We start from the raw sequence: 25212 nt of genomic DNA on the forward strand, positions 1-25212 counted from the left end.
GCGCCTAAAGGCAGTCGAACTTAGGTTTGTCACAGCAGGTGTATTGGGCGTAAAAATCGGCCAAATATTGTTCGAAGTCGCCGGTTTGATCGCGCTCCAGCTGGGCTTGCGCCGCCAGCGATGCCGCCGATTGCTTCTCAAACAGTGCGAGCGATTCGTCGGTGAGTGAACGCTCCCGAAAATATTCGGCGTGCTGATCGGCAAGGTCTTTGGCAAGTTGATAAAAAGTTTTGTTTTTAGCTTGCATGTCGGCCAAGAGTTTGGCGGCCGGTGTTTGGTGGGGATCTTCAATGCGTGCACTCACTGCCGCCACTGCCTGAGAGAACTCTGCACAATCGGAGGCTTGATCTAACACTTGTGCGCTGTGTGCCATGCCCGTGAGTATTTCGTTGGCCCACTGATGCATGGATTTCTCTTGACCCGCTTGTTTCAGTGTCAGCTGCGGGTCGCGCCCCTGCTCGACGATGCGGCGCTGATTTTCTTGCATGTCAGCATATTCGCTTGGGTTCGTTTCCGGGCTTTCGTCCAACAGGCAAAACAGTAGAAACGCATCCATGAAATGCAGTTGTTCACGGGTGACGCCGAGCGGTTCGTAGGGATTTAAATCGACGCAGCGTACTTCAATGTATTCGACCCCGCGTGCATGTAGTGCATTGAGTGCAGTTTCACCGCGTTGGCTCGTGCGCTTTGGGCGAATGGTGGAGTAAAACTCGTTTTCGATTTGTAGCAATGCGGTATTGAGTTGGTTGTAATTTCCCTGCGCATCTTTGAGACCGATGGCCTGATACTCTTTGTGTGGCAAGGTAATGGCGCCGCACAGCGTTTTCAGATAGGTATTGAGGTTGTTGTAGCACACCGTTAGCGAGGTTTGTGCATCACTTTGATAGCCCAAGTTACCCATGCGTAAGCTGGTGGCATAGGGCAGGTGTAAGCTGTGTTCATCGTCACCCACAGGCAATAATTTGTGGGATCGATTTTTCACGAAGCTGCGGCACACCGCCGGTGCCGCACCGTACACATACACCAGCAACCAAAAGTAGCGGCGGAAATTTCGGATTAAATCGAAATAACTTTGGGTTTTAAAATCTTGAAAGCTTAATGGGCTCTTCGCGCGGGCGTGCAGTGCGGCAATCAATTCATCGGAAAAAGAAAAATTGTAGTGCACGCCGGCAATGGTTTGCATGGCGCGACCATAGCGATGGCCCAAGCCAATTCGATAAGTGGTTTTCATGCGCCCGGTGTGGGAGTTGCCATAGCGCGCCACGGGGATGTCGGCGTCGGCGCCGATCATGCACGGCATGCTCGCACCCCACAGCACTTCCTCGCCCAAATGGCGATAGGTAAAGGTATGAATGTCGCTCAGCTGACCGAGCAGCGCATCGACACTGGTGTGCGGCTGAGTGATAAACTCAAGCAGCGCTTCACTGTAATCGGTGGTGATGTGCGGGTGGGTTAAGGTCGCGCCCAGCGCCTTCGGATGGTCTGTTTGCGCCAGTTTTCCGTCTGCGCCCACGCGCAGGCTTTCCTTTTCGAGGCCCCGGAGAATCACTTTCAACAGGTGGGTGTTGCCGTTGGCCAACCAGGCCAGCTTATCTTTTAGGGCGTGCGAAAGGTTGGTCAAGGGCTACTCCTCGGGCCTGAGTGAAGTTTGGATCATGGGGCCAGCGTGGTCTCGGTCTGGCTCGCGTCGGGTGTGGGATCCGCGGATTCTGCCGAGGAGCTTAGCGCGTCTGTATTGTCGCCGTCATCTGCCGTTTCGACCAGCAGGCTGGATTGCTCGGTAGTTCGTTCAGCTTTTGGCAGCGGTTCCGGCAGGGCGTCTTCAGGCACCTGTGGCAGCCCCTTTTCATTCAGGGGGCACTCCAACAAGTGTATGCGCTGGGTGTAGTCCTTGGCGTTAACTTCCACCTTTTGATTGATGGCTTCGTCTTTGTGGGGCGTGAGGTACAGACTCTTGAGGTCGGTGGCGTCTACCCACTCGCGCTGTTTATTCAGCAGCAGCTTGTTTTGATTTTGCAGTAGGAATGCAGTTTTCATGGGAATCGATTCGGCTCATATAAAAAACTGAGGGTTGCCCCCAATGATGGGGGCAAAAATCCGAATTGAAAGGGCTAGGCGAGCGGGTGGCTTAGCTGTTGCTCGCGAGCCCCTCAGTGGCGGCATGTTGTTTGATAATGTTCACGGTCTGGCCCTCCTGCAATCGCTCTGCGCCCCGTACGATGACGAGATCACCGGCGCTAAGGTTGCCGGTGATGGCGATCCGGCTGCCGTAGCCGTCGCCGGTCTGTACGGCAATGCGCTCAGCCTTGTCGTCTGTGCCCACTTTGAACACGTATATTTGGTGTTCGCGCAACACCAATGCATCGCGCGGGACCGTGAGCGAGGCTTGACGTTCGCCGTTGGGAAGTTCGACGCGCACCGCCTCGCCGATAATCCAGTTGGCATCGGCCGCTATGCGCAGTTCCAGCATGCGAGAGCGCTCATCACCCACGGGCACTAGGCTGCGCACTTGGCTGGTGCGAGTCGCCTGCTGGCTCTTGATGGCCACCTCGGCACCGGGGCTCAAATAGCGCAGAGTGCCCAGCGGCGCCTGTGCCCGAATCTCCAGATTCTCGATGTTGGTGAGCCGCACTAGCGTTTCGCCCACACCGATATGTTCACCCGGCTGGTGGTTGCGCGCCACTAGGATGCCGTCGAAGGGCGCTTTAATGTGGGTGCGCTCTAAGTCGTACTGCGTGCGCGCTAGGGCCACCTTGGCGGCTTGCAATTGTTGGCGCGTGGTATCGCGCTCCATGGTGAGTCGCTCCGATTCAGACTTAGAGGTGCTGTTGGTCTGCGCCAAGCGCTCGCTGCGCACGACTTGACGCTCCAAGAAGTCCAGGCTGACTTGTAAACGGGCCACATTGGCTTGATCGTTCTCCAATTGCAGCTGCCAGACGCGATCGTTCAGGCGCGCCAGTGTCTGCCCCTGGGTCACTTGGTCGCCCACTTCTGCAACCCACAGCAAATTGCCAGATATTTCGGCGGCGATGTTGGAATCTTGCCGGCTGATGACCGTACCGGGCACCCACACGGTGGGCGCTATGTCTCGTATTTGGGCCTCCGCCACTTCCACCGCCGCCGGCGGGCGCTGTTGCTGGGCAAAGGTGAGGGCGCTGGCTAAACACAGGCCCAGTGCTGTTATGGTTAGAAGTTGTTTCATGGCGTTTTCCTCAGGCCACAGATTTCAAATGACGAAGTTGGCTGCCGGGCGGAATATCGTGTGCTGACAGTTGGCCTTTTGCCCCCATGCGCAAGAAGCAGGGCAATAACACGAGGGTGAACACGGTGCTGACACTCATGCCGCCTACAATCACTGCCGCCAGTCCGCGATAGATGACGCTGCCCTCACCGGGCATGAGCAACAGTGGCAACATGCCAAACAAGCTAGTCAAGGTGCTCATAAAGATGGGCCGCAAGCGCAGCATCAGTGCCTGCTCCACCGCGAGGTGCCGATTCATGCCCTCGCGCTCGGCGGATCGGGTTTGATGCACCAGCAAAATGGCGTTGTTGACCACTAGCCCGAGCATGATCACGAAGCCAATCATGGTGAGCAGGTCTAGGGGTTGGAATCCCACCCAGTTGAGAATCTGCAGGGCGATCACGCCACCCACCATGGCCAGTGGCATGGCCAAGAGTACTAGCGCACTGTCTTTGGGCGAGCGAAAAAGTACGCTCATCAACAAAAACAGAATAAGCAGCGCAACGGCAAAGTTTTCAGCCATGGTGCCAAGGGCTTGATTGAGATTGTCGGCGCTGCCGCCGTATTGCACATTGCCGCTGGCGAGCGCCTCCCGAATCTTGGGCTCCACCTCGGTGCGCAAGGTGGCGATAGCCTTCTCTAGGGACATGTCCTCGGGCGGCACCACCATGAGCGTCAAGGTGCGGCGGCGATCGATTCGGCGAATTTGATTGGGCCCCACTGTGCGTTCGATGCTGGCCAGTTGGCTGAGCGGAACCACGGCGCCGCTCGGGGTCGCCAGCGGCAAACTGGCGAGCGTCTCTGGATCGTCCCAGCGCTGGGTGCGCAGTATCACGTCCATGCGTTTGACGGCATCGAAGTGCTCACCCACCCACAGCCCCTGCCCCAGCATCCGAATGACGGCGCCCATGTCGCGCCGGTTCCAGCCCAGCTCTTGCAGGGCGCGATCATTCGGCGTCAGTCTGAGTTCGGGCTCTGAGTCAGAGGTGCCGGGCTCGACCCGCGCCTGAGCCTGTGGAATGGCGTCGTTGACCCAGCCCACCGCTCGCTCGGCAACGTGTGCGAGCAATTTGGGGTCGGACGCTTGCAGGTGCAGGGGGACCGCGCGATTGCCACCAAATTGACCGAATAAATTGCCCTGCGCGCTAAAGGCTTGAGTATCGGGCAGGTTCACTGTGATTTCTTCGCGCACCACTTTAAGTAGGTCTTCTACCTTGGATTGATCCAGTGCGCGTGCGCCCATGGTGCCGCCGCCCGGCCATACCAGCACGTAGAAGTTCTTCAGCGCGGGCTCTTTTTCGCCGCGCATGTAGGGCCCCATGCGCTCGTTGATCACCGCGATGATTTCCTTTTCGATGGTGTCAATGTTGGTGGCCGGTGGAAAGCGGAAGAAGGTATCCACGGCATCCCGTTTCACCGGCGGTAGATAGTCCATCTCAGGTAGCAGTAGCCACATGGCCAGTAGCGGTGCGCTGATCAGTCCCGCGATCAGGCTCCAGCGCTGCTTGGGGGTGTGCGTTAGGCGCATGATCAAGCCCGTGATGCGCGTCCACAGTGGCAGGTTGTGGTCTTTGAGTCCGCCCTCTTTTAGCCATCTGGACGCCAACAGAGGCACCACGGTAATGGCCACCAATAGTGAAATACTGACGGCGATGGTGATGGTGAGGGCGAGATCGGAAAATAGCTGGCCTTCCACATCTTTCAAAAACACCACCGGCAAAAAGATGGCCACCGTGGTGGCTGTGGACGCGAGCAATGCGCCCCACACTTCGCTCGTGCCCTGCGTGGCACTGTCGTCGGGGTTTTGCTTTTGCTCGCGCAGGCGCACGACGTTTTCCAGCACCACGATCGCCGCATCCAAGACCATGCCCACGGCAAAGGCCAGCCCCGCCAAAGAGATGACATTGAGCGTGCGACCCGTGAATTGCAGCACGATGAAGGTGGACAGCAGAGATATCGGAATACTCAGGGCCACAATGGCGGTGGCCCTCAACCGCCGCAAAAACCACCAGAGCACACCCACGGCGAGCAATACGCCCAAAAAGATGTTGCTGGTAACGAGGTTGATGGCCCGGTAAATAAACACCGACGCATCGAAGGACTGCACCACGGTTAGATTGCGCGCCGCCACTGGGCCGTCGCGCAGCTCCGCCATTTTTGCTTTCACGGCGTTGAGCGTGGCCAGTACATTGGCACCACTTTCGCGCGTAATTTCAATGCCGATGGCGGGGTTGCCGTTTTGTGTGGCGAGACTAAAGCGATCGGGTTTGCGCACCGAGATGTCGGCAATGTCGCCCAGCGTGATGGGCTTGCCGTCGCGCCAATCCAACACCATGCCGCCCAACTCTTCGGGTTTAAAGCGCCCCGCCATGCGCAGCGTGTATTGCCGTCGACCCACATCGACCCGCCCGCCCGAGACGTCATTGGATTGGCTCACTAAACCCGCTACGGCAGGTAGCTGAATTCCCAGTTGCGCGGCGCGGTAGGGGTCAAAGCGAATTTGCAGTTCTTCCTGATTGCCGCCGCCGGCGCCGCCCACACGGGCGCTGGCCACGCCGGGTATGGATTCAATGGCGGGGCTAATGACTTCTTCGACAAAGGGAATGTACTCATCGACCGGCGTGTCGTTGCCCGGCAGCACTTGCAGGAAATACCAGGTCAATGCGGGGCCACCGCTGCCGCCACCGCCAAGGCTGATAATGGGTTGTGTGGCGTCGCGCGGCAGTGGCTTGAGGCGATTCATGCGCGAGATCACGTCCAACAAGGTCTTCTGCATGTCGGTGTCCATGCTGAAGGTCAAGTTGATCCACGCCCAACCCGCATTGGAGGAGGCCACCACCTCCTTGACGCCGGGCAAGCCTTGCAGCACTTCTTCAATGGGCTCCACGATCTCCGATTCCATCTCCTTGGGGCTGGCGGCACGCCAACCGGCCTGGATGTTAATCACAGGGTTTTCTATGTCGGGGAACAATTGAATCGGTAGCTTGGCTAAGCTAAAGAGGCCAAAGGCCACGGCGAAAACGATGGCGACAATCGCAGCAGGTGGATTGCGCAGCGTAGCTTTAGTGAAATTCATGGTGGCAAATCCAATGACGAGGCACAGATGCTGGTGAGGATTTCACCTTAGCAAAATAGCCTAGTGCGGGAGTGCCAATTGAGGTGTAGCGCAAATAAACTGCGGCCAGTGGAACGCGATGGCCGCGATTAGATAGTTCGTGCGATCAGCGGCTATTTTAAAAAGGTGGAAACCTTGTCTTTGTAGCTGCGACTCATCTTTAGCTTGTCGCCACTGAGCAAGATTAAATGGTATTCGCCGTTTATATGTGAGCTGATTTTCTCAATGCGCTTGATGTTGACGATGGTGGAGCGGTGCACGCGTTGAAACAGGGCGGGATTGAGTTGTTCTTCGAGGGCTTTCATGGTGATGCGCATCACGTGAATCACGCCGTTAACGTGTAAACACATATAGTCGCCAGCAGCGTCTACCCAATCGATATCAGCCACCGGCACGAGGGTAATATTACCGCCATCTTTAACTGCAATTTTCTCCGGGTATTGCGCTGTGCCCTCATCGTCGGACAGCCATTGGTCCACCTGTGCGGGGTCTTTCTGCGTAATGCGGCCGATCACATCCAGCAACTGGGCTTTATCGGCAACGGCATTTTTGTGCTCGTACACTTCGCGTGCGCGACTCACGGCTTCACGTAGGCGACTGTCTTCTATGGGCTTGAGCAGATAATCCACGGCGTGAATTTTAAAGGCATCGACGGCGTAGTGATCGAAAGCCGTGCAGAAAATAATCATCGGCATATCGTCAGCTTGCAGGCTCCGAACCACATCAAAGCCGTCCATACCCGGCATTTGAATGTCGAGAAACACCAAGTCGGGAGACAGCTCGGGAATGGCCGCCAAGGCTTCGCTGCCATTGGTGCATTCACCCACAACTTCGACGCCCTCGATATCTGCGAGTCGCAATTTAAGTCCGCGCCGGCCCAGCGATTCGTCGTCCACAATGAGTGCCTTTAAAGTCATGCCGCCTTGCTCCTTTCAGTACTGCTGTAGGGAATGCGAATGGTAATGCGCAGTCCTCGCGGTTCAATATTTTCCAATTCAAAACTGTGGGCGGCGCCGTACAGCTCGTGCAGTCGCTCGCGGGTATTGGCCAAGCCTACGCCGCCGTGTTGGCCCTCGATCCGATCGCGCATAGCGACGGGAATGTCGGCAATACCCGGGCCATCGTCGCTCAATTGAATAGACAGCTGATTATGCAGCACATCGGCATCCAGTTCTATTGTGCCGCCGTTCGGGCTTTTGGCGATGGCGTATTTAATGGCATTTTCAATGAGCGGTTGCAACAACAGGTTGGGGATGTGCGCGTTGCGGGCCGATTCGCTGATTCTAAAATTAATGTTCAGTCGCTCTTCAAAGCGCAGTTTTTCAATACCCAAATAGAGTTTCAGCGTCTCCACTTCCTGTGCGAGCGTTACTTTTTGCATGGGATTGTTGTCGAGTGAATAGCGCAAAAACTTACTCAGCTCTGTGACCATACCGTTGGCCGTGACCGTTTCCTTTTCCAGGATCAGCGTGGAAATGGCGTTGAGGGTGTTGAACAAAAAGTGTGGGTTGAGTTGGTAGCGCAACATTTTCAATTGTGCTTCATGGGCCATGGCCTGCGCTTTAAGTGTTTTCTCTTTTTCCGCTTGTAGCATGCGGTAGTATTTCAAACTGAAATAGAGTGCAGCCCAGCTCAAGAATATGAAAAATGAATAGGTGTACCAGCCCAGATATTCGTAGAGGCTGCGGGACGACTCCATGTCCTTATTGAGGTAAAAAAACACCTCCATTTTCACAAATGACCAAATGCCGGTAATAACAATGACCGCGAGCAGCGAATAGATGCCGCGCAAGATGGCATTCAGGTTCCAGATTTTCTTAAAAAATTCTCGCAAACCTAGCGATAAGACCAGGCCCGTAGTCACCGACATCAGGGTGTAGGCTGCCTGCAGGCCGAGGTGTCGATCCCAGAAAATCGCGGATAGCGCAACGAAAAAGCCGTAACCGGCCCAGCCGAAGAGGTTCAGGGCCCAAAACTGGTAGTTGGGCTGGTTCAGAATTTTCTGCACCAAGGGTTGTTGATTTAGCGGCTGCATAGTGATCTTTATTAGGTATTTGGTGTTCTTATTATAAGGGCTGTAATAGCGACGAGGGCGACGCATAGGCCGTGTTGGTCGTATATTCAGCGCCGTTGGCCGTAGAACCTGCCCACTGAATCTAGCGCGACAGCGCGCCCAATCTGCTATAACCAAGCCTCAATTTCAATGGAGGAAGCGAAAATGATTGGATATGTGATGGTCGGGACCAACGATATGCCCAAGGCAGCAGCCTTTTACGATGCCCTGTTGGCCGAGATTGGCGCGCAGCGGCTGATGGAAGATGAGCGGTTTATCGCCTGGGCCAACGACCCTCAAAAGCCCGGATTTTGCATTGCGCGCCCCTTTAATGGCGAGGCGGCCAGTGCGGGCAATGGATCGATGATTGCGTTGGCGGTAGAGACGCCCGAGCAAGTGCAAGCCCTGCATGCCAAAGCCCTTAGCCTCGGCGCCACCGATGAAGGTGCACCCGGCCCACGGGGTGAGGGCAGTTTCTACGGTGGCTATTTTCGGGATTTAGACGGCAATAAGCTCAATTTCTTCTGCTTTGTGAAATAGCCGTACCGTCCTCTCGTAGATGTGTTGAGCGAGCGCCCTCCCTGGGGGGCGCAGCGCTTAAAGCGTCCCGCTCATCGACCGCACGCCCTATCCCTCCGGAATCAACATAGGCGCCGCTGAAAACAGAATTTCGCTCCCCTAAACCGTGATATTTAAGTGTCGATCGAAATAAGTAGCCAGTTGCTAGCAGCCAAACAATATAAAAATTGCACGTTTGATCAATTATTATGCCTCTGCGTAACGCAAGTATTTTAGGGCTGTTTTGTGTGCGCGTATTTTTTCAAATATGCGATGAGGAAAAAACAATGATTTATGGACGAAAACATGGAAGCGGGTTGGCTGGTCTACTCGCCGCTTTGATCTTTGTGGTCATGCCGGCGCAAGCGCAAGATAAAGTGCTGCTGGCGGAGATGTGGATGGCAGAGGTTAAGCCAGGCATGCACGCAGATTTCGAAAAGAAATTTAAAGATCACATGAGAGAGCGTGAAAAACTCGAAGACCCCCGAGCTTGGCGCGTCTACACACCCGTGTTAGGTGAGCAACTAAATCAGTACATGATTCGCTATTGTTGCTTTGAGTGGAAAGATGCGGATAGCTACGAAAAGTGGGGCATGGAGAAGCGCCCTGATAAACATTGGAGTAAGCACGTCGATAAATACGCGCAGCGCTATGGTCACAACTTGGAAAGGATAGACCTAAAAAATACCCATTGGCCGAAAGGCGTGGAAGCCAACTTTGTTGGTGTGAGTCAATATTTCGTTAAAATGGGTCAATGGGAAGCCATGAAAGAAGATATGGCCACCATCAGTACGGCGGCCAAAGAAAATAACTGGCCCTACCATTGGTCTTGGCAGTTCCCTGTGGGCGGAACGCCGCAAATGAAATTGGCTATTCCATTTAAAAATTATGCCGATATGGCGCCGCCCGAGCAAAAATTCAGTGAAATAATGGTCAAGCATTTGGGATCTGAAGAAAAAGTTAAAGCGTTTTGGCAGCGCTGGAGCTCGCATTTTGAAACGGTGGAATACAACATCTACCGATATCGAAAGGATCTATCTATGCAGGAAAAATCAGAATAACGAAATTCTGATAGCTCTAAATTAAGCCTGAAGAATTTTTAATAATTTAAAAACACTTCAGGCTTTATACACTAAATTAGTGCTGATTTATTATTGGTCCACGTGTGTATTACCAAAAGCGCTGTGCCCGTGACTCAGTAGGAGGAGTTGGGTGCAATATCATCGTGAATTTCGCCGTAAACTTCTTCTGGATCAATGTCATTGATAAGCAGCACTTCCCTAACCGCTTCAATATGGTTGAGCACTTTCTGGTAGCGGTCGCCATGGCTGTAGCGGCTCACATCAATAGCCTTTGGCATATAACTGAAAGCAATCTTAAGTGCCTGTAAATCCTCGGGTTGCATTCGCTGGTTCATGGCAGAGCTCTCTATGGGTTCAAATGATGCTGTTGTGGCGGCTAGCTGTCACGATGCCGAGCGATATCCCCTTCCCGTTGCGCCGCTAAAATCCTGTTTCAAGTCTACGCTATATATTCACAAGCGCTGGTTCGGCGTGATTTTTGAGACCATCCTACGCTAATGCGGCGCAATAGTGATGACGTAGAAGCTGATATATGAAAGCGAAGATAGGTTATAAGAGGTTGATTTGGTAGGGTTTTTTCCTTCTAGAAGAAGTCGGTCACGCGCCGGCCCTCGCTTCAGAGTGCTCATGGCTACGCTTGCGCTGCTAGGTGTCACGGCCATTGTATTTACCGTCACGGTGATACAGATTCAAGCTGGCGCCACGGCGTACTTGGCGGGGCTTAGCGCGTGGACCCGCGCCCAAGTAGAAGCTGTGCGCCATACCAACATCTACGCGCGCACTGGCGACCCTCAGGCCTTTGCGCAGGCCAACCGGTACTACCAAGTCCCCGTGGGTGACATGGTCGCGCGCCTAGCCCTAGAGGCTACCCCAATCGACCTGGATACCGCTCGACAGGGCCTGTTGGCCGGCGGTAATCACCCCGATGACGTCGATAAGATGATTCGCATGTTTAGGTTGCTGAAAAATGCGCCCTATTTTCGGGATGCAGTGGATGCCTGGCGCCAAAGTGATGCCCCTGTAATTCAGTTAGGCGTCATGCAGCGCAAGCTACGTCGGGCTTGGCAGCAAGAGCAAGTCGATATGGCTGTGGTTAGTGCATTGCACGCAGACCTAGAACAAGTTAATGATCAATTGGCGACGCAGGCGTTTCGTTTCCGCCAAAAAATGAGTTTAGCAAGCCGCGCGCTAGTGACGATATTATCGGTTGCCTCTATTGTGTTTTTCGTCGTTTTGGGTGCGCTCGCGAGCTACATTATCTATCGCATGACGGCGGTTATACGAAATTCAGAACACAAATATAGAACTACCTTCGAGCAGGCGGCAATGGGCATTGCGCAGCTAAACAGCGAGGGCTGTATCGTAGAGGCTAACAGTGCACTGTGCACGACACTAGGCTACACGCGCGAACAGTTGTTGATGATACCTTATCGCGATTTGATATTTCCTGAGGATCGCCAGGTTGACTTGTCACAGCGAAAAGCCGTAGCCGAAGGTACTCAGGACAGTGTTTGTTTTCAGCTTAGGTTGTGCTGCAAAAACGGCAGTGAAATTTGGGCTAAAATTACGATGTCGAAATTCTCGAATGAGGAGTCCGATACAAATCGCTTTATTTGTATTGTTGAAGACGTATCTGAGCAGTACCGACTATCACAAGAACTCACCTACCAAGCGCGGCACGATAATCTTACCGGTCTGCTGAATCGACGCACGTTCGAGGCTTATCTAAAGGAAAGCTTAATTAATGCGCGCAATGAAAATTATGTGCATTGTTTGTGCTTTATAGATCTCGATCAATTTAAAATTATTAACGATACCCTAGGCCATTTTGCCGGTGACCAATTGCTGGTACAAGTTACCCAACAGTTGGCTAAAAGTTTAAGAAAAAGAGATCTGCTTGCGCGCTTAGGTGGTGATGAATTTGGGTTGATTCTCGATTGTTGTGAGCCTGATGCGGCGGTAAAAATAGCCGAACAGCTGCGCCATGATTTGAAAGAATTGCCTTTTGTGTGGGAGGGCAGAAGTTTCACCATTGGCTGTAGTATTGGCATTGTGCCAATACTGGCAACTAGCAGCGATGAGGCCGATTTACTGCAGGCAGCTGATTCTGCCTGCCATTTAGCCAAAGAGCAGGGCCGCAACCGAGTGCTGCTAACATATCAAGGTGATGAAGAACTCACGGCACGAAAAGTTCAAATGGAGTGGCTGGAGCGTATTAATCTCGCAATTAAAGGCGATCAGTTGGTGCTGTACGCCCAGCAGTTAGTACCGCAAACCGACGCTTTGGGAATGCGTATAGAGGTGCTAGTGCGCATGCGTACCGAGGGCGGAGATTTGATTCCGCCCGGTGCTTTTCTGCCGGCGGCCGAACGTTTTGGGGTGGCGCATTTTATAGACCGCTGGGTTATTGAAGAAGTCTGTAGAAAGTTTAGTGAAAGTCCGGCCTTTATGGGTAGCATTGATGCTTGTCACATTAATATATCAGGCACCTCTTTTGGCGAGAAAGATTTTACAAAGTTCACCCTCAAAACATTAAATCAATATGCAATTCCAGCAAAGAAAATTTGCTTTGAAATTACAGAAACTGCCGCAATAAGTAACCTTAAATTAGTGCATGACTATATGGGGTGTTTACGCGAACAAGGCAGTAGTTTTGCGCTCGATGATTTTGGCGCGGGATTGTCTTCGTTTGCATACTTAAAGCAGTTGCCCGTTGAATATTTAAAAATTGACGGATCCTTTGTGAAGAATATGGCAACCGACGACGCTGACTGCGCCATGGTTCGCGCCATTAGCGATATTGGCCGCGCGCTGGGAAAAATTATGGTGGCGGAGTTCGTTGAAGATCAAAAATCGCTAGATCTACTGAGTGAGATGGGTGTGGAATACGCGCAGGGCTACCATACTCATCGGCCAGAGCCACTGGTTGACGTTATGAGCATATCAAACAATGAAAGAATTTCTAGCGATACAAATGGTTAGCGTAATTGTATTTGCGGCAGAGTTTTAGCTTGTTTCTGATTGGTGCCGAGCTATTAGGAGGCAACTGTAAAGTGGGCGAACAAAAATTCTTGTGTCTTTCCAGTGGGCGTTTGGTGCATTTCTTGAAAGTGTTCTACAAGCAGTAATTTTTTACCGAATTGTTCTTGTAATGAACGTGCCGAGTAGCGCGCGACGGGCAAACCGCTGCACTGATTCGGCCCGTTTTCTGAGAATGTTGAAATGATTATGTGCGCATTTATCTTCACAGAATGTAGCAAGTTTTTAAGATAAGCAATGCGATCTTCTGGCTGAGTCAAAAAATGAAACGCCGCACGGTCATGCCAAATATCAAATTGACCTTTCTCAAGGTTGACCCGAGTAACGTCAGCTTCAATCCATTGAACGTGTTCAGTCCTATCGCCAAGGCGTTGCTGCGCTGTTTCAAGCGCGGTTTTGGAAAGATCAAGCACCGTTAGGTTTGAGTAGCCGTTTACGATGAGGTCATCTATGAGCGTTGATGCCCCGCCGCCCACATCGATTATAGAGCAGCTTTTATCTAAGCCTAATTTATTTATGTAATGCAAACTGGTGTCGGCGTGAGTTTGAAACCAACTAACAGAGTCAGCAGCACTAGTAGTATAAATATTCTCCCAATAGGTTTTGTTTTCCATGCTACATTTCATCCGCGGCTATGATGAATTGTTCACCTGTAGGCCGCATTGTACTCGATTTGTCAACGGCTATGGCCGTCAGAGGTAGCCGCAATTGGCTGATCAAATAGGGTTGTAGTTTTTCCGTATTGGTTAGCATTGGATCGAGCCACGTTTGCATGTCAGCGGTCTGATCTTGATTAAATATCAGCGGCAGTGACTTGCGGTGGATATGCTCCAGCTTTGGGTGGCCTGGCAAGGTAATAATTGAGGCTGATATGACTGTTTCGCCAGTCTGTGCGTGCGTCCAAGTCTTGTACAGGCCGCCGAAACAGAAAGCTTCACCAGCAAAAGACAATTGGTGGGGCCGTTTCCCGTCCTGACTTTCAACAAAACTGGTAGCGGGAATTAAGCAGCGGCTAAGGTTAAATTCACGTTTCTTTGCCAGTTGTTGCCAATTGGTGTTGATGGACCAATAGCGCGGGTGCGGCTTAAAGCCGGTGGCTGTAGCCTCTAAATAGAGGTGCCAAATCGCATCGCGCACCGAGGGGGATTCTGGCTCGCCAGTGATGATGCTAATGGAATTGCAGGGAGCGCAGTCTGCGTTGAATCGAAGTTGCTGACCCGCTACACCTAAGTCTTGCATTAGCTGCAAAACGGCCGGTGATTGAATGAGATTAAATCGACCACACATAGTTCGTCCGGTGTAGTTGGCGGTGGTCAAACCTTAGCGCCAATGCGGCATCGGGTCAAAGCGCCGCTACTTGGGTTTGGCGCCGCCTAACATACTGAGCAGGCTGCCGAGCGTCGCGCTGCCCTGGGCTCGATTGGCGTCTGGGTTGTGTTGGCCCATGCCCTCCCAATTCACATCTTCCTCCGGTAATTCATCAAGGAAGCGCGAATAAGAGGTTTCGATAATTTCGCCGTATTGTTTGCGCTTGCCCGCCCAGGTCATGGTCAGCGTCTTTTGCGCGCGGGTAATGCCCACGTAGGTGAGGCGCCGCTCTTCTTCGATGTTATCTTCTTCGATGCTGGTGCGATGGGGCAGCAGGTCCTCTTCCATACCCACCATAAAAACGTGAGGATATTCCAGGCCCTTAGAGGCATGAAGAGTCATGAGCTGCACCTGATCTAGATCGTCTTCCTCGGCCTGTCGATCCAACATGTCGCGTAGCACTAATTTCGCAATGGCGTCCTCAATGGTGATCTCTTCGCCATCGGCCTTTTGCATAATGGTTTTGATCGACTCCAATAGGTACCAAATATTTTCCATGCGCTTTTCGGCAACTTTTGGGCTGGACGCATTCTGGTGTAGCCAGCCTTCGTAGTCGATGTCTTCCACCATTTGTTTGATGGCGGCGACCGGTTCCGCGCCCCGACACAATTCGCCAATGTGTTGCAACCAGTGACAAAAGCGTTGGATGCGGTCCAAACTCGCGGCGGGTATGTGTTCCGCCAACCCGATTTCGTGGCAGGCGGCGAACATACTTATTTGCCGTTGATTGGCGTAGTGTCCCAAGGCTTCGAGGGTGCTGGTGCCGATCTGCCGGCGCGGTGTGTTAATAATGCGTAGAAATGCATTGTCGTCGTCGGGGTTGACGATTAATCGCAGGTACGACATCACATCTTTGATTTCCGCGCGCGCAAAAAAACTGGTGCCGCCGGAAATGCTGTAGGGAATTTGGTGTGCCTGCAGTTTGATTTCGAGCAGTCGCGCTTGATGATTGCCGCGATACAGAATGGCGAAGTCGCGAAATTTAATTTGGCGCTTGAGACGTTGCGATAAAATCTCCATGGCCACTCGCTCGGCCTCGGCATCTTCATTGGCACAGCGAATGACGCGAATCTCTTCACCCAGCCCCATTTCCGACCACAGCGCCTTTTCAAATTCGTGTGGGTTGTGGGCGATGAGATGGTTGGCCACCCTGAGTATGCGGCTGGTGGAGCGATAGTTTTGCTCGAGCTTAATCAATTCCAAGGACGGAAAATCTTTCTTCAGTAGAAACAAATTTTCTGGCCGCGCCCCGCGCCAAGCGTAGATTGATTGATCGTCGTCGCCCACCACCGTGAGGCCGCCGCGATCGCCCACTAACAATTTTACCAGCAGATACTGGCTAGAGTTGGTGTCCTGATATTCGTCGACTAACAAATAGCGAATTTTTCGCTGCCAGCGGGCCAGTACTTCCGGGTATTCAGAAAACAACCGCACCGGCGTCAAAATGAGGTCGTCAAAATCGACAGCGTTATAGGCCTTTAGCGCTTGGTTGTAGCGGCGATAGATCTCCGCAATCTGCGCCTCGCCGGTGCTCTGGGCTTTAGACGCAGCCATTTCCGGTACGGTGAGGTCATTCTTCCAATTGGAAATTTGATTGGCCACCAGATCTAAATGATCGGAGTCGAGGTCGCCATCTTTGAGCATCAATTCCTTTAACAGTGCGCGCGCGTCTTCGGCATCGAATATGGAAAAGCCTGGCTTAAAGCCGAGCTGTTTGTGTTCGCGCCGAATGATGTTTAGGCCCAAGTTGTGAAAGGTAGACACAGTTAGGCCGCGCGCGGCAACACCTTTTACCAATCCGCTGACCCGCTCTTTCATCTCGCGGCTGGCCTTGTTGGTAAAAGTCACCGCTGCAATATGGCGCGCGGGCATGCCGCACTCTTCAATGAGATAGGCAATTTTGCGGGTGATAACGCTGGTTTTACCCGAGCCGGCACCCGCGAGCACCAGACAAGGGCCGTCTATGTGCAAGACGGCCTCACGCTGGCGAGGGTTTAATTTGTTGACGTGTTTGGACACTGACTAACTCTCGGGGCCCGGTGATGCTTAATGCTGGGCTCGGGGCCTATAACAAGGGTAAATGTGCAAGGCTTTGTACCTTGTGCTCATAGGGTGTGGCAGTGCAATCCGCCACCGGCATGTTTTGAATATCGGGCAAGTATACAGGGTTTGGTGCCACTGATTGGTTGGGCGTGTCAGCTTCCGGTGGTTGCCCGTGAGCCGCTAGCGATCCGCGACTTGGGCCAGTGGCTTTGGTCAATGTTGCAGTGTATATAAATCGCCGTGGCGAGCGCCCCAGTGATAACCGTCTGGCAGGAAAAAACCATTCATACCATCAATTGGCTATATGGGTCGATTGGCAGTTTCCCTGCGACGGTGGCTAAGGTAGAGTCGCCGCACTCAGAATATAATCAAAACCAATAATTATGCAGGATGCGCGGCGCACGGCCGGTTAACACGTTATGGATACCCATGTCAGGTTGCTATTTATCGACGCTGAACAGGTTGAATACCTGTTGATTGGCAGCCTGTTGTCTGAAATTTTCCACACCGCCTACGAAATAACTTGGCTGCCAGAGCTAGATAAGGCGGTGCCGGAAATCCTGTCTGACAATTACGACGTCATTCTGATGAACTATCAGTGGGGCGCAAGTTCCGCCAAAGACATCATCCAAGCGGCCCGCCATCAGGGTGCCAAGGCCCCCATTGTGGTGATGACCGATGAAATCGAAGCCGATGTGGATCGCGAAGCCTTAAGCGTGGGCGCTGCCGACTATCTCATTAAGGGCAAGATTGACGCCCAGCTGTTAGAGCGCACGCTGCGCTATGCCATAGAGCGTAAAGGTAATGAAAGTCGCCTAGCGGAATTGGCACACTATGATCCGCTCACCGGCGTCAGCAACCGCACGTTGTTTAAGGATCGACTCAACCACGCCGTCGATCTCGCCCGCCGAGGTGACTACACATTTACCCTCATGTACCTCGATCTGGATGGCTTTAAACCCGTCAACGACTGCTATGGCCACGACGTGGGGGATCAACTGATTCAGCAGGCCGCGCACAGGCTGCTCGAGTGCGTGCGCAATAGCGACACCGTGGCCCGGGTGGGTGGTGATGAATTTATCCTGCTGCTCGACGACATGCGCGCCAGTACCGATATGGCCCATTTGGCGCAAAAGGTCATTGAGTCCTTGGCCACGCCCTTTGATATAGGGGGCATGGAAATCACCGTGGGTTGCAGTCTGGGCATTGCCCCCTACCGCACCGGCGCCGATACCGAAGATGTGCAGCGCCAAGCGGACATGGCCATGTACCGGGCCAAGCAAGCGAGCGGCAATCAGTACTGCTTTTATGCCGAAATCATGGACCAAGATGCCCGCCGACAAATAACGATCGAAAAGGAACTGCGGCGCGGTTTGGGGCGCAACGAAATTGCAATCTACTACCAACCCCGACTCGATACCGTGACCGGTGAAATCTGCGCATTGGAGGCCTTAGTGCGCTGGCGTCATCCCGCGCGCGGGCTCTTGGCGCCCAGTGAGTTCTTAGATGTGGCCGAAAGCAGTGGTCTCGTGGTGGAGATGGGCTACCAGATGCTGGCCCAGGTGTGCCGCGACAGCCACGCCTTAGCGGATGCGGGTCTGGCCGACACCCAGTTGTGTTTGAATCTGTCGCACCGGCAACTGCGCGATGACAAGTTGGTTGATGCATTGATTGCCCAGCTGGATGCGGCCGGCATTCGCGGCTCGCGACTGGAGTTCGAATTGTCGGAATCCAGCTTGATGAAAGATGTCGACACCGTTCGCGATGCCATGGGGCTGCTTTCGGTGACCGGTGCCAGCTTTGCCTTGGATGACTTCGGCTCGGCGATGTCGCCTTTATCGGCAATACAACAATTGCCCTTCGCGCGTTTGAAAATTGATGCCCAGCTGGTGGCAGGCGTAGCCCAGGATCGCCAAAAGCACGCCTTGGTGATGGCCGTGGTGCAACTGGCCCACAGCCTAAAGTTGAGCGTGGTCGCCGAGGGCGTCGAAACCAGCGACCAGCTGCGCCGGCTGCGGGAATTGGGTTGCGATGAAGTGCAGGGCTATTGGCTCTGCCCGCCCAAACCGCTCGACGAAATATTGGTGCACCTGCAGGCCGCTCAAGCCCAGCTCAACGCCTAGCCACCCTTCGCTCTCTTCTACAATCCCGATCGCACGTCGTTCACACCACCAGTGGACGATCCAGCCGCCGGTAGCCGAGCGCCTCGCGCAGGTGATCGTCGCCGAGGGTATCGCGCTGCTCCAAGTCGGCCAGTGTGCGGGCAACCCGCAGAACCCGGTGCCACGCTCGAATTGAAAGCCCAAGCTTGTCCATCGCCTGTGCCAAAAAGTCGTGCTGCGACTCGGTAATTGGGCAGTAGCGCTCTAGCTCTTTCGCGCTCAGTGCCTGATTGGATTTGCCCTGGCGCTGGTAGGCGAGTGTGCGGGCCGCGCCCACCCGCGCGGCCACTGTCGCGCTCGATTCCTCCCGACTATCACCGCGCAATTGCTCCGGCCTTATTGGGCGTACCGGCACGTGCATGTCGATGCGATCGAGCAGCGGTCCACTTAAGCGCCCGCGGTAGCGCCGAATCTGGTCGGGCGTGCAGCGGCAGCGGCCGCGCGGGTCGCCAAAGTATCCGCAGGGGCAGGGATTCATGGCCGCAACCAGCTGAAATTGACAGGGGAAATTGGCCTGCGCGCGGGCCCTTGCGATGCGCACTTCCCCGTGTTCGAGGGGCTCGCGCAGCACTTCGAGCACGGGGCGCGCAAATTCGGGCAACTCGTCGAGAAATAGCACCCCTCGATGGGCCAGAGATATTTCACCGGGTTTGGGTTCGGAGCCGCCGCCCACCAGCGCCGGTGCAGACGCCGTGTGATGGGGGTGCCGGAAGGGGCGTTGGCCCCAGTTTAAGGGCGCGCCGGCCACCGAGTGTATCAAGGCAACATCGAGGGCTTCGTCGGCGGTTAGCGGCGGCAAGAGGCTGGTGAGCCGACTGGCCAGCAAGGTTTTACCGGTGCCGGGCGGGCCGTAGAGCAGCAGGTTGTGCTGTCCTGCGGCAGCCACCTCCAGCGCCCGCCGCGCCTGCGGCTGGCCGCGCACATCGCGGAGGTCGGCCTCTTGCACACAGACTACGGGGGGCCCTGCCTCGGCCGAGGGCAGCGGCGCCCGCCCCTGTAAGTGAGCGCACACTTGCAGCAAGTTGTCGGCCACTAGGGCGCGGCAGGGTTCATAGAGCGCGGCCTCGGCGCCGTTGGCGCGGGCCAATATGAATTGCCGGCCGGCGCGGTGGCAGGCAATGGCGGCGGGCAGGCAGGCGGTGACTCCGCGCAGCTCGCCCGACAGCGCCAGTTCGCCAATGCATTCCAGCCCCGCCAGTGAACTAGCTGGAATTTGCCCAGAGGCGGCCAATATGCCGAGCGCGATGGGCAGGTCAAAGCGTCCGCCGTCCTTGGGCAGGTCGGCGGGCGCCAAATTGATGGTGATGCGGCGGCTGGGAAATTCAAAGTGGCTGTTGATCAGCGCGCTGCGCACCCGATCTTTGCTTTCTTTAACGGCGGTTTCAGGCAGGCCGACGATGGCGAGTCCTGGCAGGCCGTTGGACAGGTGCACCTCGACGGCCACGGGTGGCGCGTCGACGCCAGCGCGGGCGCGCGAATGGACGATGGCGAGGGACATAGACACTCCTTTGTCTGTGGGTTCATCCGTGTAGCGAAATCAGGGTTTAGGCTGGCCCTTTTGCAAGGCGTCCAGCTGGGCCTCCAGGGCCTCTAATTTGGCGCGGGTGCGGGCCAAGACCGCAGTTTGGGCATCGAATTCCTCACGGCTGACCAAGTTGAAGCGGGTCATCAATGTATTGAGCAGCGCTTTTGCCTCGCTACTGCCTGCGGGTACGCGGGCACCGAGCAGTTGACGGAATTCTTCGAGTAATTCGTTGGGCAACATGAATTGCAGTCCTCTATTGACGCCAAAGTGTACCCGCTTCCGACCCGTTTTGGGGCTGATTAGCGCAATATTTTGACCGTGGGCGCGCCCGTGCCTGCCGTTGGTGCGAGGTGTGGCGGATTTGCACCAAAATAGCGCAAAACCCCTTTAACGGTGTGTGTTAGACCTAGACACCCGTTCCAAAAAGTTCACTAAGCCATTGTTTTCAATAACTTAAATATAAGTTGGCAAGGGTTTTGTATAAGGCCTCTTACCAGAACACGGATCGCCCGTAGAACCTTAAAAACAACGCGGGCATAAAACAAAATTCCTGAGGAGGAAAACATGAAATTGGTTGCCAAGTCGCTCATCGCTTCAACACTGCTGGCCGCATCTAGCTTTGCTGCCCCCACCTTCGCTGCCGATGTCAGCGCCAACCTGGGTTTCAACACCGAGTATTTCTACCGCGGTATTTTGCAAAAAGCGTCTTCAGCCAACGGCGGAATTGACGTGGAGGCAAACGGTTTTTATGCCGGCATTTGGGGCGCGGATGTGGGCGAAGGTCTGGAAGTGGATTTGTACGGTGGTTACACCTATAGCGCCACGGAAGACCTGTCATTCACTGTCGGCGTAACTGACTACGAATACACTGGCGAGTTCGACACTTACTACCGCGAAGTGAATCTGGGTGTGGACTACAAATTTTTAAGTGTTGGTTACTCCGAGGGTGTACACGGCGTTGACGGCGCTTCTGATGAAAAGTACGGCTTCTTGGAAGTGACCCTTTCGCACAATGGCTTTTACGGCAAGGTCGGCTCCTACAGCAAAGACTTTGCCGGTGAATACCTAGAGTTTGGCTACGGCACCACGGTGAGCGATATCGATTTTGGCGCGGCCGTCATTTTGAATAGCAAAGAGCTATCCGATCAAGTCAACGATGTTGGCGCCGCAACTTCAGGTCAGGGCTTTAACTTTTCTATCAGCAAATCCTTCGACCTTTAAAATCCATGCGCGCCCGCCTGCAGGTGGGCGCGCCCCTTTGAGGAGTGAATCCGATGAAACTGATTACCGCCGTAATCAAGCCGTTCAAATTAGATGCCGTGCGCGAAGCGCTGTCTGAAAACGGTGTACAGGGTATTACCGTGACCGAAGTAAAAGGCTTTGGCCGCCAGAAGGGTCACACGGAACTCTACCGTGGCGCCGAATACGTGGTGGACTTTTTGCCGAAAACAAAAGTGGAAGTGGCCGTGGGTGATGGGCAGGTAGACATCATTGTAGAAGCAATCACCAAGGCCGCCAATAGCGGCAAAATCGGCGATGGAAAAATATTTGTGTCACCGCTTGAGCAGGTGATTCGCATTCGTACCGGCGAGACCGGCGAAGACGCACTGTAAAAAATTATTTTAATTATTCGCTCTACGGAGACTCTCATGGAAAACGATATTTTTCAGCTCCAGTATGCGCTGGACACCTTCTACTTTTTGGTGTGTGGCGCGCTGGTAATGTGGATGGCGGCCGGCTTCGCCATGCTTGAAGCGGGCTTGGTTCGCTCTAAAAACACCACCGAAATCTTAACCAAAAACGTGGCGTTGTTTGCCATTTCATGCACCATGTACATGGTGTGTGGTTACGCCATCATGTATGGCGGCGACTATCTGTTGTCGGGTATCGCGGGCAACGGCGTGGAAGGCGCTGACGAACCGGCGAGCTACGCGCCCTCGGCAGATTTCTTCTTCCAAGTGGTATTCGTGGCCACCGCCATGTCCATCGTATCTGGCGCTGTGGCCGAGCGCATGAAGCTGTGGGCATTTCTCGCCTTTGCCGTGGTCATGACCGGTTTCATCTACCCCATGGAAGGTTCATGGACCTGGGGTGGCAATCCGGTATTTGGTTTGTACACGCTCAGCGATTTGGGGTTCTTGGATTTTGCCGGCTCTGGCATCGTTCATATGGCCGGTGCAGCTGCAGCGCTTGCGGGCGTGCTGTTGCTAGGCGCGCGCAAGGGGAAGTACACCGCAGATGGCAAGGCAGTGGCCATTCCTGGCGCCAATCTACCGCTGGCGACGCTGGGCACTTTTATCCTGTGGATGGGTTGGTTTGGATTTAACGGTGGCTCTGTGTTGGCCACGGCATCGGTGGACAGTGCCAACAGTGTGGCAGTGGTATTCATGAATACCAACGCGGCGGCGGCCGGCGGTTTGATCGGTGCTCTGGCCTTGGCGCAAGTGTTGTTCGGCAAGGCTGACCTGACCATGGCCCTCAACGGTGCACTGGCCGGGCTAGTGGCGATCACCGCTGGTCCCGATACGCCATCTGCCCTGCAGGCAACTGCGATTGGTGCGGTGGGTGGTCTATTGGTTGTCGGTTCAATTCTGACCCTGGAAAAGCTCAAGATAGATGACCCAGTGGGTGCGATCTCCGTACACGGTGTGGTGGGCTTGTTTGGTTTGCTGGTGGTGCCTTATACCAATGCCGAAGCCAAGCTGACAGGCCAGCTGATTGGCGCGTTAACCATCTTTGGCTGGGTGTTTATTACCAGTGGTATCGCGTGGTTTGTATTGAAGCTATTGATCGGTATTCGCGTCTCTGAGGAGGATGAATACAACGGCGTTGATTTGTCAGAGTGTGGCATGGAAGCTTATCCAGAGTTCACCAGCAAGTAAGATGACCGGGCGCTTGGCTGCGGCCAAGCGCCACGTCAGACGCTGTGCATCCGGCTATAATTCGAGGCGCCGACTCGAGTTAGCCGGATTTTTTTTGGCACCGCCGGTGTGCAATGGCGTTTGCGCGGGTCGATTCCCATGCAGCAGCATCGCGCGGCAATGGCGAACCTCGCACTACACAGGGCAAAAAAACCGGCGCAGCAGATGATTTTGTGGCGCCGAGCGTGTAATGTTCCGCCACTCCACTGAATGCCAGCCATTAAGGACCCCCAGATGAAGTTGATCACTGCAGTCATTAAACCGTTCAAACTGGATGATGTACGCACGGCACTGTCAGAAGTGGGTGTGCAGGGTATGACCGTGACTGAGGTCAAAGGCTTTGGTCGCCAAAAGGGCCACACCGAGCTGTACCGCGGCGCCGAGTACGTCGTGGATTTTTTGCCCAAGGTGAAGTTGGAACTGGCCGTTGATGACGGCATGGTTGAGCAGGCGGTTGAAGCCATCACCAAGGCCGCCCACACGGGTAAAATTGGCGACGGCAAAATCTTTATCACCCCGCTCGAAGAAATTATTCGCATTCGCACAGGTGAAACCGGCGCCGACGCCGTTTAGTCCGCAGTGCTTCGCACGGGCAGCGCCGTTAAATAGTCGAGCGCTGCCGACTCCCTACCCACCTGTTCTGCCACCTTGGCGAGCCCGAGATCCGGCCCATCGTGCAGGGGATTGGCCGCCTTTAGGGTGCGCCGCCACTCGGCGCTCAACTGCCCCTCAGTCAACGCGCTCGCCAATTGCGCAAGCCGCAATAGGTGTAGACAATCCCGCGCCGATTGCAGCTGTGTTTCATCCACAATCAGCAAGGCGGGCAGCTGCGCGCGCAGTGACTGTACCCACACACCATCACCCATTGCTCGCAGCTCGCCATCGGCACCGAATAGCGGGCTGGATCCCGCCCCACAGCTGGGTGACCTGGCTTTCAAAATGGCGCCACACAAGCGCTCACTGGCGAGTGCTTTGGCCTGCTGCTGGCAGCTGGGTACCAACGCCGTGGCCGTCGCGCTGCCATCACTGGCCAGCGCCAAATACTCACCGGTTGGACCCAAGCGCCGCTCAATAGGCGGCCGCGGTACGCCCAGCCCCGCCAGCATTTCGGGGCACAGCGGCAGTGCCCTGGCGTGAGGCCATAGGTGTTGCGCCAACAGTGGCTGGTATTTATGGCCGCCGTCGTAGCGCACTGCCTGCCCTTGCAGGCATTCACTGACCAGCAGTCGCGGCGCCAACACGTGCAGAGGAACTAAGCTTTGCATGCCACATAACTCAATGTTTTCAAATGACATCCCATGCTTACGAAACGAACTAAAAAAAACAATGAATTATTTCCCTGCTCGGCCGATCTAGACTATATGTAGTGTGATGGATTGGCGGCTAACCGTTGGTGAGGCGTAGGGGGCTGGGATAAATGCGGCCGCTTGGTGCTGAACGCCCGCCGAGTTCAGACGGTTATGAGCCCGCCAAGTAAGAACGTGTATGGGAAGTTAGGGCGATTTATAGATAGACGACAGATAGCGCGACGGTTTATCTGGGGCAATATCACCGACCGCAAACGCAGCAAAAGTTACTGCAAGTAACATCAAAATATTACTTCAAAAAATTCTAAAAGAGAGACTTGCGGATTTTTTGAAAAGCGATTAAAAATCGCAATGTGGCTCAAAAAGCTCTGTTCAACCGATTTAATGTTCTATTTTCATTGTAGATTCAACCCGTTGTTTAGGTAGCGCATTATGGCATCGAGAAAACCCAAAAAATCATCCACGGCTGACGAGGCGCTAGATGATTCCGTAGATTCCAAATTTGAGTCCCTAGAGGATGACGATGATGATGAGGAGTCCACTGGCGTCAAGGCATCGGCTGCTTTCGACAGCGATGACGACGATGACAGCACGCCGGTAGATGACCACTTGGTTGATTACTCAGTGCGGTCTAGAGAGGCGACGCGCGCGGCCTTAAATGCGCAAATTGAAGAGTACTTATCCCGCGGTGGAAAAATCAATCACGTGGACAACAATGTCACCGCTGATCCGCCCCGAAAACCCACCAGCAATTATGGGTCGCGTCCCATTTAAGAGTGTTTGATCTACAAAAAAGCC

General features: G+C 54.3%; 22 protein-coding genes. 9 read left to right on the plus strand and 13 right to left on the minus strand.

Annotated elements, in window-relative coordinates; genetic code table 11:
* Nucleotides 1–4 precede the first annotated feature (4 nt).
* The 6 genes from gshA to FHS30_RS15445 form a co-directional block, all read right to left on the minus strand.
* Entirely contained in the window at nucleotides 5–1621 is a 1617-nt protein-coding gene (gshA, locus tag FHS30_RS15420; protein WP_183911402.1) for a glutamate--cysteine ligase, read from the minus strand.
* A gap of 32 nt (nucleotides 1622–1653) precedes the next feature.
* A complete protein-coding gene (locus FHS30_RS15425; RefSeq protein WP_183911403.1) occupies nucleotides 1654–2037 on the minus strand; it encodes a hypothetical protein in 384 nt (127 codons plus the stop codon).
* A 91-nt stretch (nucleotides 2038–2128) separates the two neighbouring features.
* Nucleotides 2129–3202: an efflux RND transporter periplasmic adaptor subunit gene (locus tag FHS30_RS15430; RefSeq protein ID WP_183911404.1), complete on the minus strand. Its 1074-nt coding sequence runs from the start codon at nucleotides 3200–3202 to the stop codon at nucleotides 2129–2131.
* 10 nt (nucleotides 3203–3212) lie between these two features.
* Nucleotides 3213–6317 carry an efflux RND transporter permease subunit gene (locus FHS30_RS15435; protein ID WP_183911405.1) on the minus strand — a complete coding sequence of 1035 codons (3105 nt, stop codon included), beginning with the start codon at nucleotides 6315–6317 and terminating at the stop codon, nucleotides 3213–3215.
* 152 nt (nucleotides 6318–6469) lie between these two features.
* On the minus strand, nucleotides 6470–7273 hold the full coding sequence (locus FHS30_RS15440; protein WP_183911406.1) for a LytR/AlgR family response regulator transcription factor: 804 nt from the start codon (nucleotides 7271–7273) through the stop codon (nucleotides 6470–6472).
* Nucleotides 7270–8391 (minus strand): sensor histidine kinase, encoded by a 1122-nt coding sequence (locus FHS30_RS15445; RefSeq protein ID WP_183911407.1) that lies wholly within the window; start codon nucleotides 8389–8391, stop codon nucleotides 7270–7272. Before FHS30_RS15445 ends, FHS30_RS15440 begins: the two co-directional genes overlap by 4 nt.
* Nucleotides 8392–8574: 183 nt before the next feature.
* On the opposite strand from FHS30_RS15445, the gene FHS30_RS15450 reads away from it, so the two are divergent.
* Together FHS30_RS15450 and FHS30_RS15455 are read left to right on the plus strand one after the other, a co-directional pair.
* Nucleotides 8575–8949 (plus strand): VOC family protein, encoded by a 375-nt coding sequence (locus tag FHS30_RS15450; protein WP_183911408.1) that lies wholly within the window; start codon nucleotides 8575–8577, stop codon nucleotides 8947–8949.
* A gap of 305 nt (nucleotides 8950–9254) precedes the next feature.
* Complete coding sequence (locus FHS30_RS15455; protein ID WP_183911409.1) at nucleotides 9255–10028, plus strand: hypothetical protein; 774 nt, start codon at nucleotides 9255–9257, stop codon at nucleotides 10026–10028.
* Nucleotides 10029–10162: 134 nt separating this feature from the next.
* Here the strand turns inward: FHS30_RS15455 and FHS30_RS15460 are convergent, their stop codons facing one another.
* Nucleotides 10163–10384, minus strand: coding sequence for a penicillin-binding protein (locus FHS30_RS15460; RefSeq protein WP_183911410.1), 222 nt, complete (start codon nucleotides 10382–10384; stop codon nucleotides 10163–10165).
* Nucleotides 10385–10676: 292 nt separating this feature from the next.
* Here FHS30_RS15460 and FHS30_RS15465 point away from each other — a divergent pair, with 292 nt between their 5' ends.
* Nucleotides 10677–13031: a putative bifunctional diguanylate cyclase/phosphodiesterase gene (locus FHS30_RS15465; RefSeq protein WP_183911411.1), complete on the plus strand. Its 2355-nt coding sequence runs from the start codon at nucleotides 10677–10679 to the stop codon at nucleotides 13029–13031.
* Nucleotides 13032–13084: 53 nt separating this feature from the next.
* Here the strand turns inward: FHS30_RS15465 and FHS30_RS15470 are convergent, their stop codons facing one another.
* The 3 genes from FHS30_RS15470 to rep form a co-directional block, all read right to left on the minus strand.
* Nucleotides 13085–13702, minus strand: coding sequence for a class I SAM-dependent methyltransferase (locus FHS30_RS15470; protein ID WP_183911412.1), 618 nt, complete (start codon nucleotides 13700–13702; stop codon nucleotides 13085–13087).
* Nucleotide 13703: 1 nt separating this feature from the next.
* Nucleotides 13704–14375 carry an SOS response-associated peptidase family protein gene (locus FHS30_RS15475; RefSeq protein ID WP_183911413.1) on the minus strand — a complete coding sequence of 224 codons (672 nt, stop codon included), beginning with the start codon at nucleotides 14373–14375 and terminating at the stop codon, nucleotides 13704–13706.
* 66 nt (nucleotides 14376–14441) lie between these two features.
* Nucleotides 14442–16475, minus strand: a complete 2034-nt coding sequence (gene rep, locus FHS30_RS15480) for a DNA helicase Rep (RefSeq protein WP_183911414.1) — start codon at nucleotides 16473–16475, stop codon at nucleotides 14442–14444.
* Nucleotides 16476–16918: 443 nt separating this feature from the next.
* On the opposite strand from rep, the gene FHS30_RS15485 reads away from it, so the two are divergent.
* A complete protein-coding gene (locus FHS30_RS15485) occupies nucleotides 16919–18622 on the plus strand; it encodes an EAL domain-containing protein (RefSeq protein WP_183911415.1) in 1704 nt (567 codons plus the stop codon).
* Nucleotides 18623–18662: 40 nt separating this feature from the next.
* On the opposite strand, the gene FHS30_RS15490 is transcribed toward FHS30_RS15485, so the two are convergent.
* Together FHS30_RS15490 and FHS30_RS15495 are read right to left on the minus strand one after the other, a co-directional pair.
* The gene (locus tag FHS30_RS15490; RefSeq protein ID WP_183911416.1) at nucleotides 18663–20159 is read right to left on the minus strand and encodes a YifB family Mg chelatase-like AAA ATPase; all 1497 of its coding nucleotides are present in this window, start codon (nucleotides 20157–20159) and stop codon (nucleotides 18663–18665) included.
* A 39-nt stretch (nucleotides 20160–20198) separates the two neighbouring features.
* Nucleotides 20199–20426: an accessory factor UbiK family protein gene (locus FHS30_RS15495; protein ID WP_183911417.1), complete on the minus strand. Its 228-nt coding sequence runs from the start codon at nucleotides 20424–20426 to the stop codon at nucleotides 20199–20201.
* Between the two features lie 324 nt (nucleotides 20427–20750).
* Here FHS30_RS15495 and FHS30_RS15500 point away from each other — a divergent pair, with 324 nt between their 5' ends.
* From FHS30_RS15500 to FHS30_RS15515, 4 genes are all read left to right on the plus strand, one after another.
* The gene (locus FHS30_RS15500) at nucleotides 20751–21407 is read left to right on the plus strand and encodes a TorF family putative porin (protein ID WP_183911418.1); all 657 of its coding nucleotides are present in this window, start codon (nucleotides 20751–20753) and stop codon (nucleotides 21405–21407) included.
* A 53-nt stretch (nucleotides 21408–21460) separates the two neighbouring features.
* Entirely contained in the window at nucleotides 21461–21799 is a 339-nt protein-coding gene (locus tag FHS30_RS15505; RefSeq protein ID WP_183911419.1) for a P-II family nitrogen regulator, read from the plus strand.
* Between the two features lie 36 nt (nucleotides 21800–21835).
* Complete coding sequence (locus tag FHS30_RS15510) at nucleotides 21836–23068, plus strand: ammonium transporter (protein ID WP_183911420.1); 1233 nt, start codon at nucleotides 21836–21838, stop codon at nucleotides 23066–23068.
* 273 nt (nucleotides 23069–23341) lie between these two features.
* Nucleotides 23342–23680: a P-II family nitrogen regulator gene (locus FHS30_RS15515; protein WP_183911421.1), complete on the plus strand. Its 339-nt coding sequence runs from the start codon at nucleotides 23342–23344 to the stop codon at nucleotides 23678–23680.
* On the opposite strand, the gene FHS30_RS15520 is transcribed toward FHS30_RS15515, so the two are convergent.
* Nucleotides 23677–24372, minus strand: coding sequence for a 2-thiouracil desulfurase family protein (locus FHS30_RS15520; protein ID WP_183911422.1), 696 nt, complete (start codon nucleotides 24370–24372; stop codon nucleotides 23677–23679). The genes FHS30_RS15515 and FHS30_RS15520 overlap by 4 nt on opposite strands.
* A gap of 474 nt (nucleotides 24373–24846) precedes the next feature.
* Between FHS30_RS15520 and FHS30_RS15525 the strand changes: the two genes are divergently transcribed.
* A complete protein-coding gene (locus tag FHS30_RS15525; protein ID WP_183911423.1) occupies nucleotides 24847–25188 on the plus strand; it encodes a hypothetical protein in 342 nt (113 codons plus the stop codon).
* Nucleotides 25189–25212: the final 24 nt, after the last annotated feature.

Origin of the sequence: Simiduia aestuariiviva (assembly GCF_014192475.1) — a bacterium.
Lineage (GTDB): Bacteria > Pseudomonadota > Gammaproteobacteria > Pseudomonadales > Cellvibrionaceae > Simiduia > Simiduia aestuariiviva.

Excerpts from the sequence above, each read along its gene's own strand:
- FHS30_RS15425 (WP_183911403.1), bottom strand. The coding sequence starts at position 2,037 with ATGAAAACTGCATTCCTACTGCAAAATCAAAACAAGCTGCTGCTGAAT.
- FHS30_RS15430 (WP_183911404.1), bottom strand. The coding sequence starts at position 3,202 with ATGAAACAACTTCTAACCATAACAGCACTGGGCCTGTGTTTAGCCAGC.
- FHS30_RS15435 (WP_183911405.1), bottom strand. The coding sequence starts at position 6,317 with ATGAATTTCACTAAAGCTACGCTGCGCAATCCACCTGCTGCGATTGTC.
- FHS30_RS15440 (WP_183911406.1), bottom strand. The coding sequence starts at position 7,273 with ATGACTTTAAAGGCACTCATTGTGGACGACGAATCGCTGGGCCGGCGC.
- FHS30_RS15445 (WP_183911407.1), bottom strand. The coding sequence starts at position 8,391 with ATGCAGCCGCTAAATCAACAACCCTTGGTGCAGAAAATTCTGAACCAG.
- FHS30_RS15450 (WP_183911408.1), top strand. The coding sequence starts at position 8,575 with ATGATTGGATATGTGATGGTCGGGACCAACGATATGCCCAAGGCAGCA.
- FHS30_RS15455 (WP_183911409.1), top strand. The coding sequence starts at position 9,255 with ATGATTTATGGACGAAAACATGGAAGCGGGTTGGCTGGTCTACTCGCC.
- FHS30_RS15460 (WP_183911410.1), bottom strand. The coding sequence starts at position 10,384 with ATGAACCAGCGAATGCAACCCGAGGATTTACAGGCACTTAAGATTGCT.
- FHS30_RS15465 (WP_183911411.1), top strand. The coding sequence starts at position 10,677 with ATGGCTACGCTTGCGCTGCTAGGTGTCACGGCCATTGTATTTACCGTC.
- FHS30_RS15470 (WP_183911412.1), bottom strand. The coding sequence starts at position 13,702 with ATGGAAAACAAAACCTATTGGGAGAATATTTATACTACTAGTGCTGCT.
- FHS30_RS15475 (WP_183911413.1), bottom strand. The coding sequence starts at position 14,375 with ATGTGTGGTCGATTTAATCTCATTCAATCACCGGCCGTTTTGCAGCTA.
- FHS30_RS15485 (WP_183911415.1), top strand. The coding sequence starts at position 16,919 with ATGGATACCCATGTCAGGTTGCTATTTATCGACGCTGAACAGGTTGAA.
- FHS30_RS15490 (WP_183911416.1), bottom strand. The coding sequence starts at position 20,159 with ATGTCCCTCGCCATCGTCCATTCGCGCGCCCGCGCTGGCGTCGACGCG.
- FHS30_RS15495 (WP_183911417.1), bottom strand. The coding sequence starts at position 20,426 with ATGTTGCCCAACGAATTACTCGAAGAATTCCGTCAACTGCTCGGTGCC.
- FHS30_RS15500 (WP_183911418.1), top strand. The coding sequence starts at position 20,751 with ATGAAATTGGTTGCCAAGTCGCTCATCGCTTCAACACTGCTGGCCGCA.
- FHS30_RS15505 (WP_183911419.1), top strand. The coding sequence starts at position 21,461 with ATGAAACTGATTACCGCCGTAATCAAGCCGTTCAAATTAGATGCCGTG.
- FHS30_RS15510 (WP_183911420.1), top strand. The coding sequence starts at position 21,836 with ATGGAAAACGATATTTTTCAGCTCCAGTATGCGCTGGACACCTTCTAC.
- FHS30_RS15515 (WP_183911421.1), top strand. The coding sequence starts at position 23,342 with ATGAAGTTGATCACTGCAGTCATTAAACCGTTCAAACTGGATGATGTA.
- FHS30_RS15520 (WP_183911422.1), bottom strand. The coding sequence starts at position 24,372 with ATGCAAAGCTTAGTTCCTCTGCACGTGTTGGCGCCGCGACTGCTGGTC.
- FHS30_RS15525 (WP_183911423.1), top strand. The coding sequence starts at position 24,847 with ATGGCATCGAGAAAACCCAAAAAATCATCCACGGCTGACGAGGCGCTA.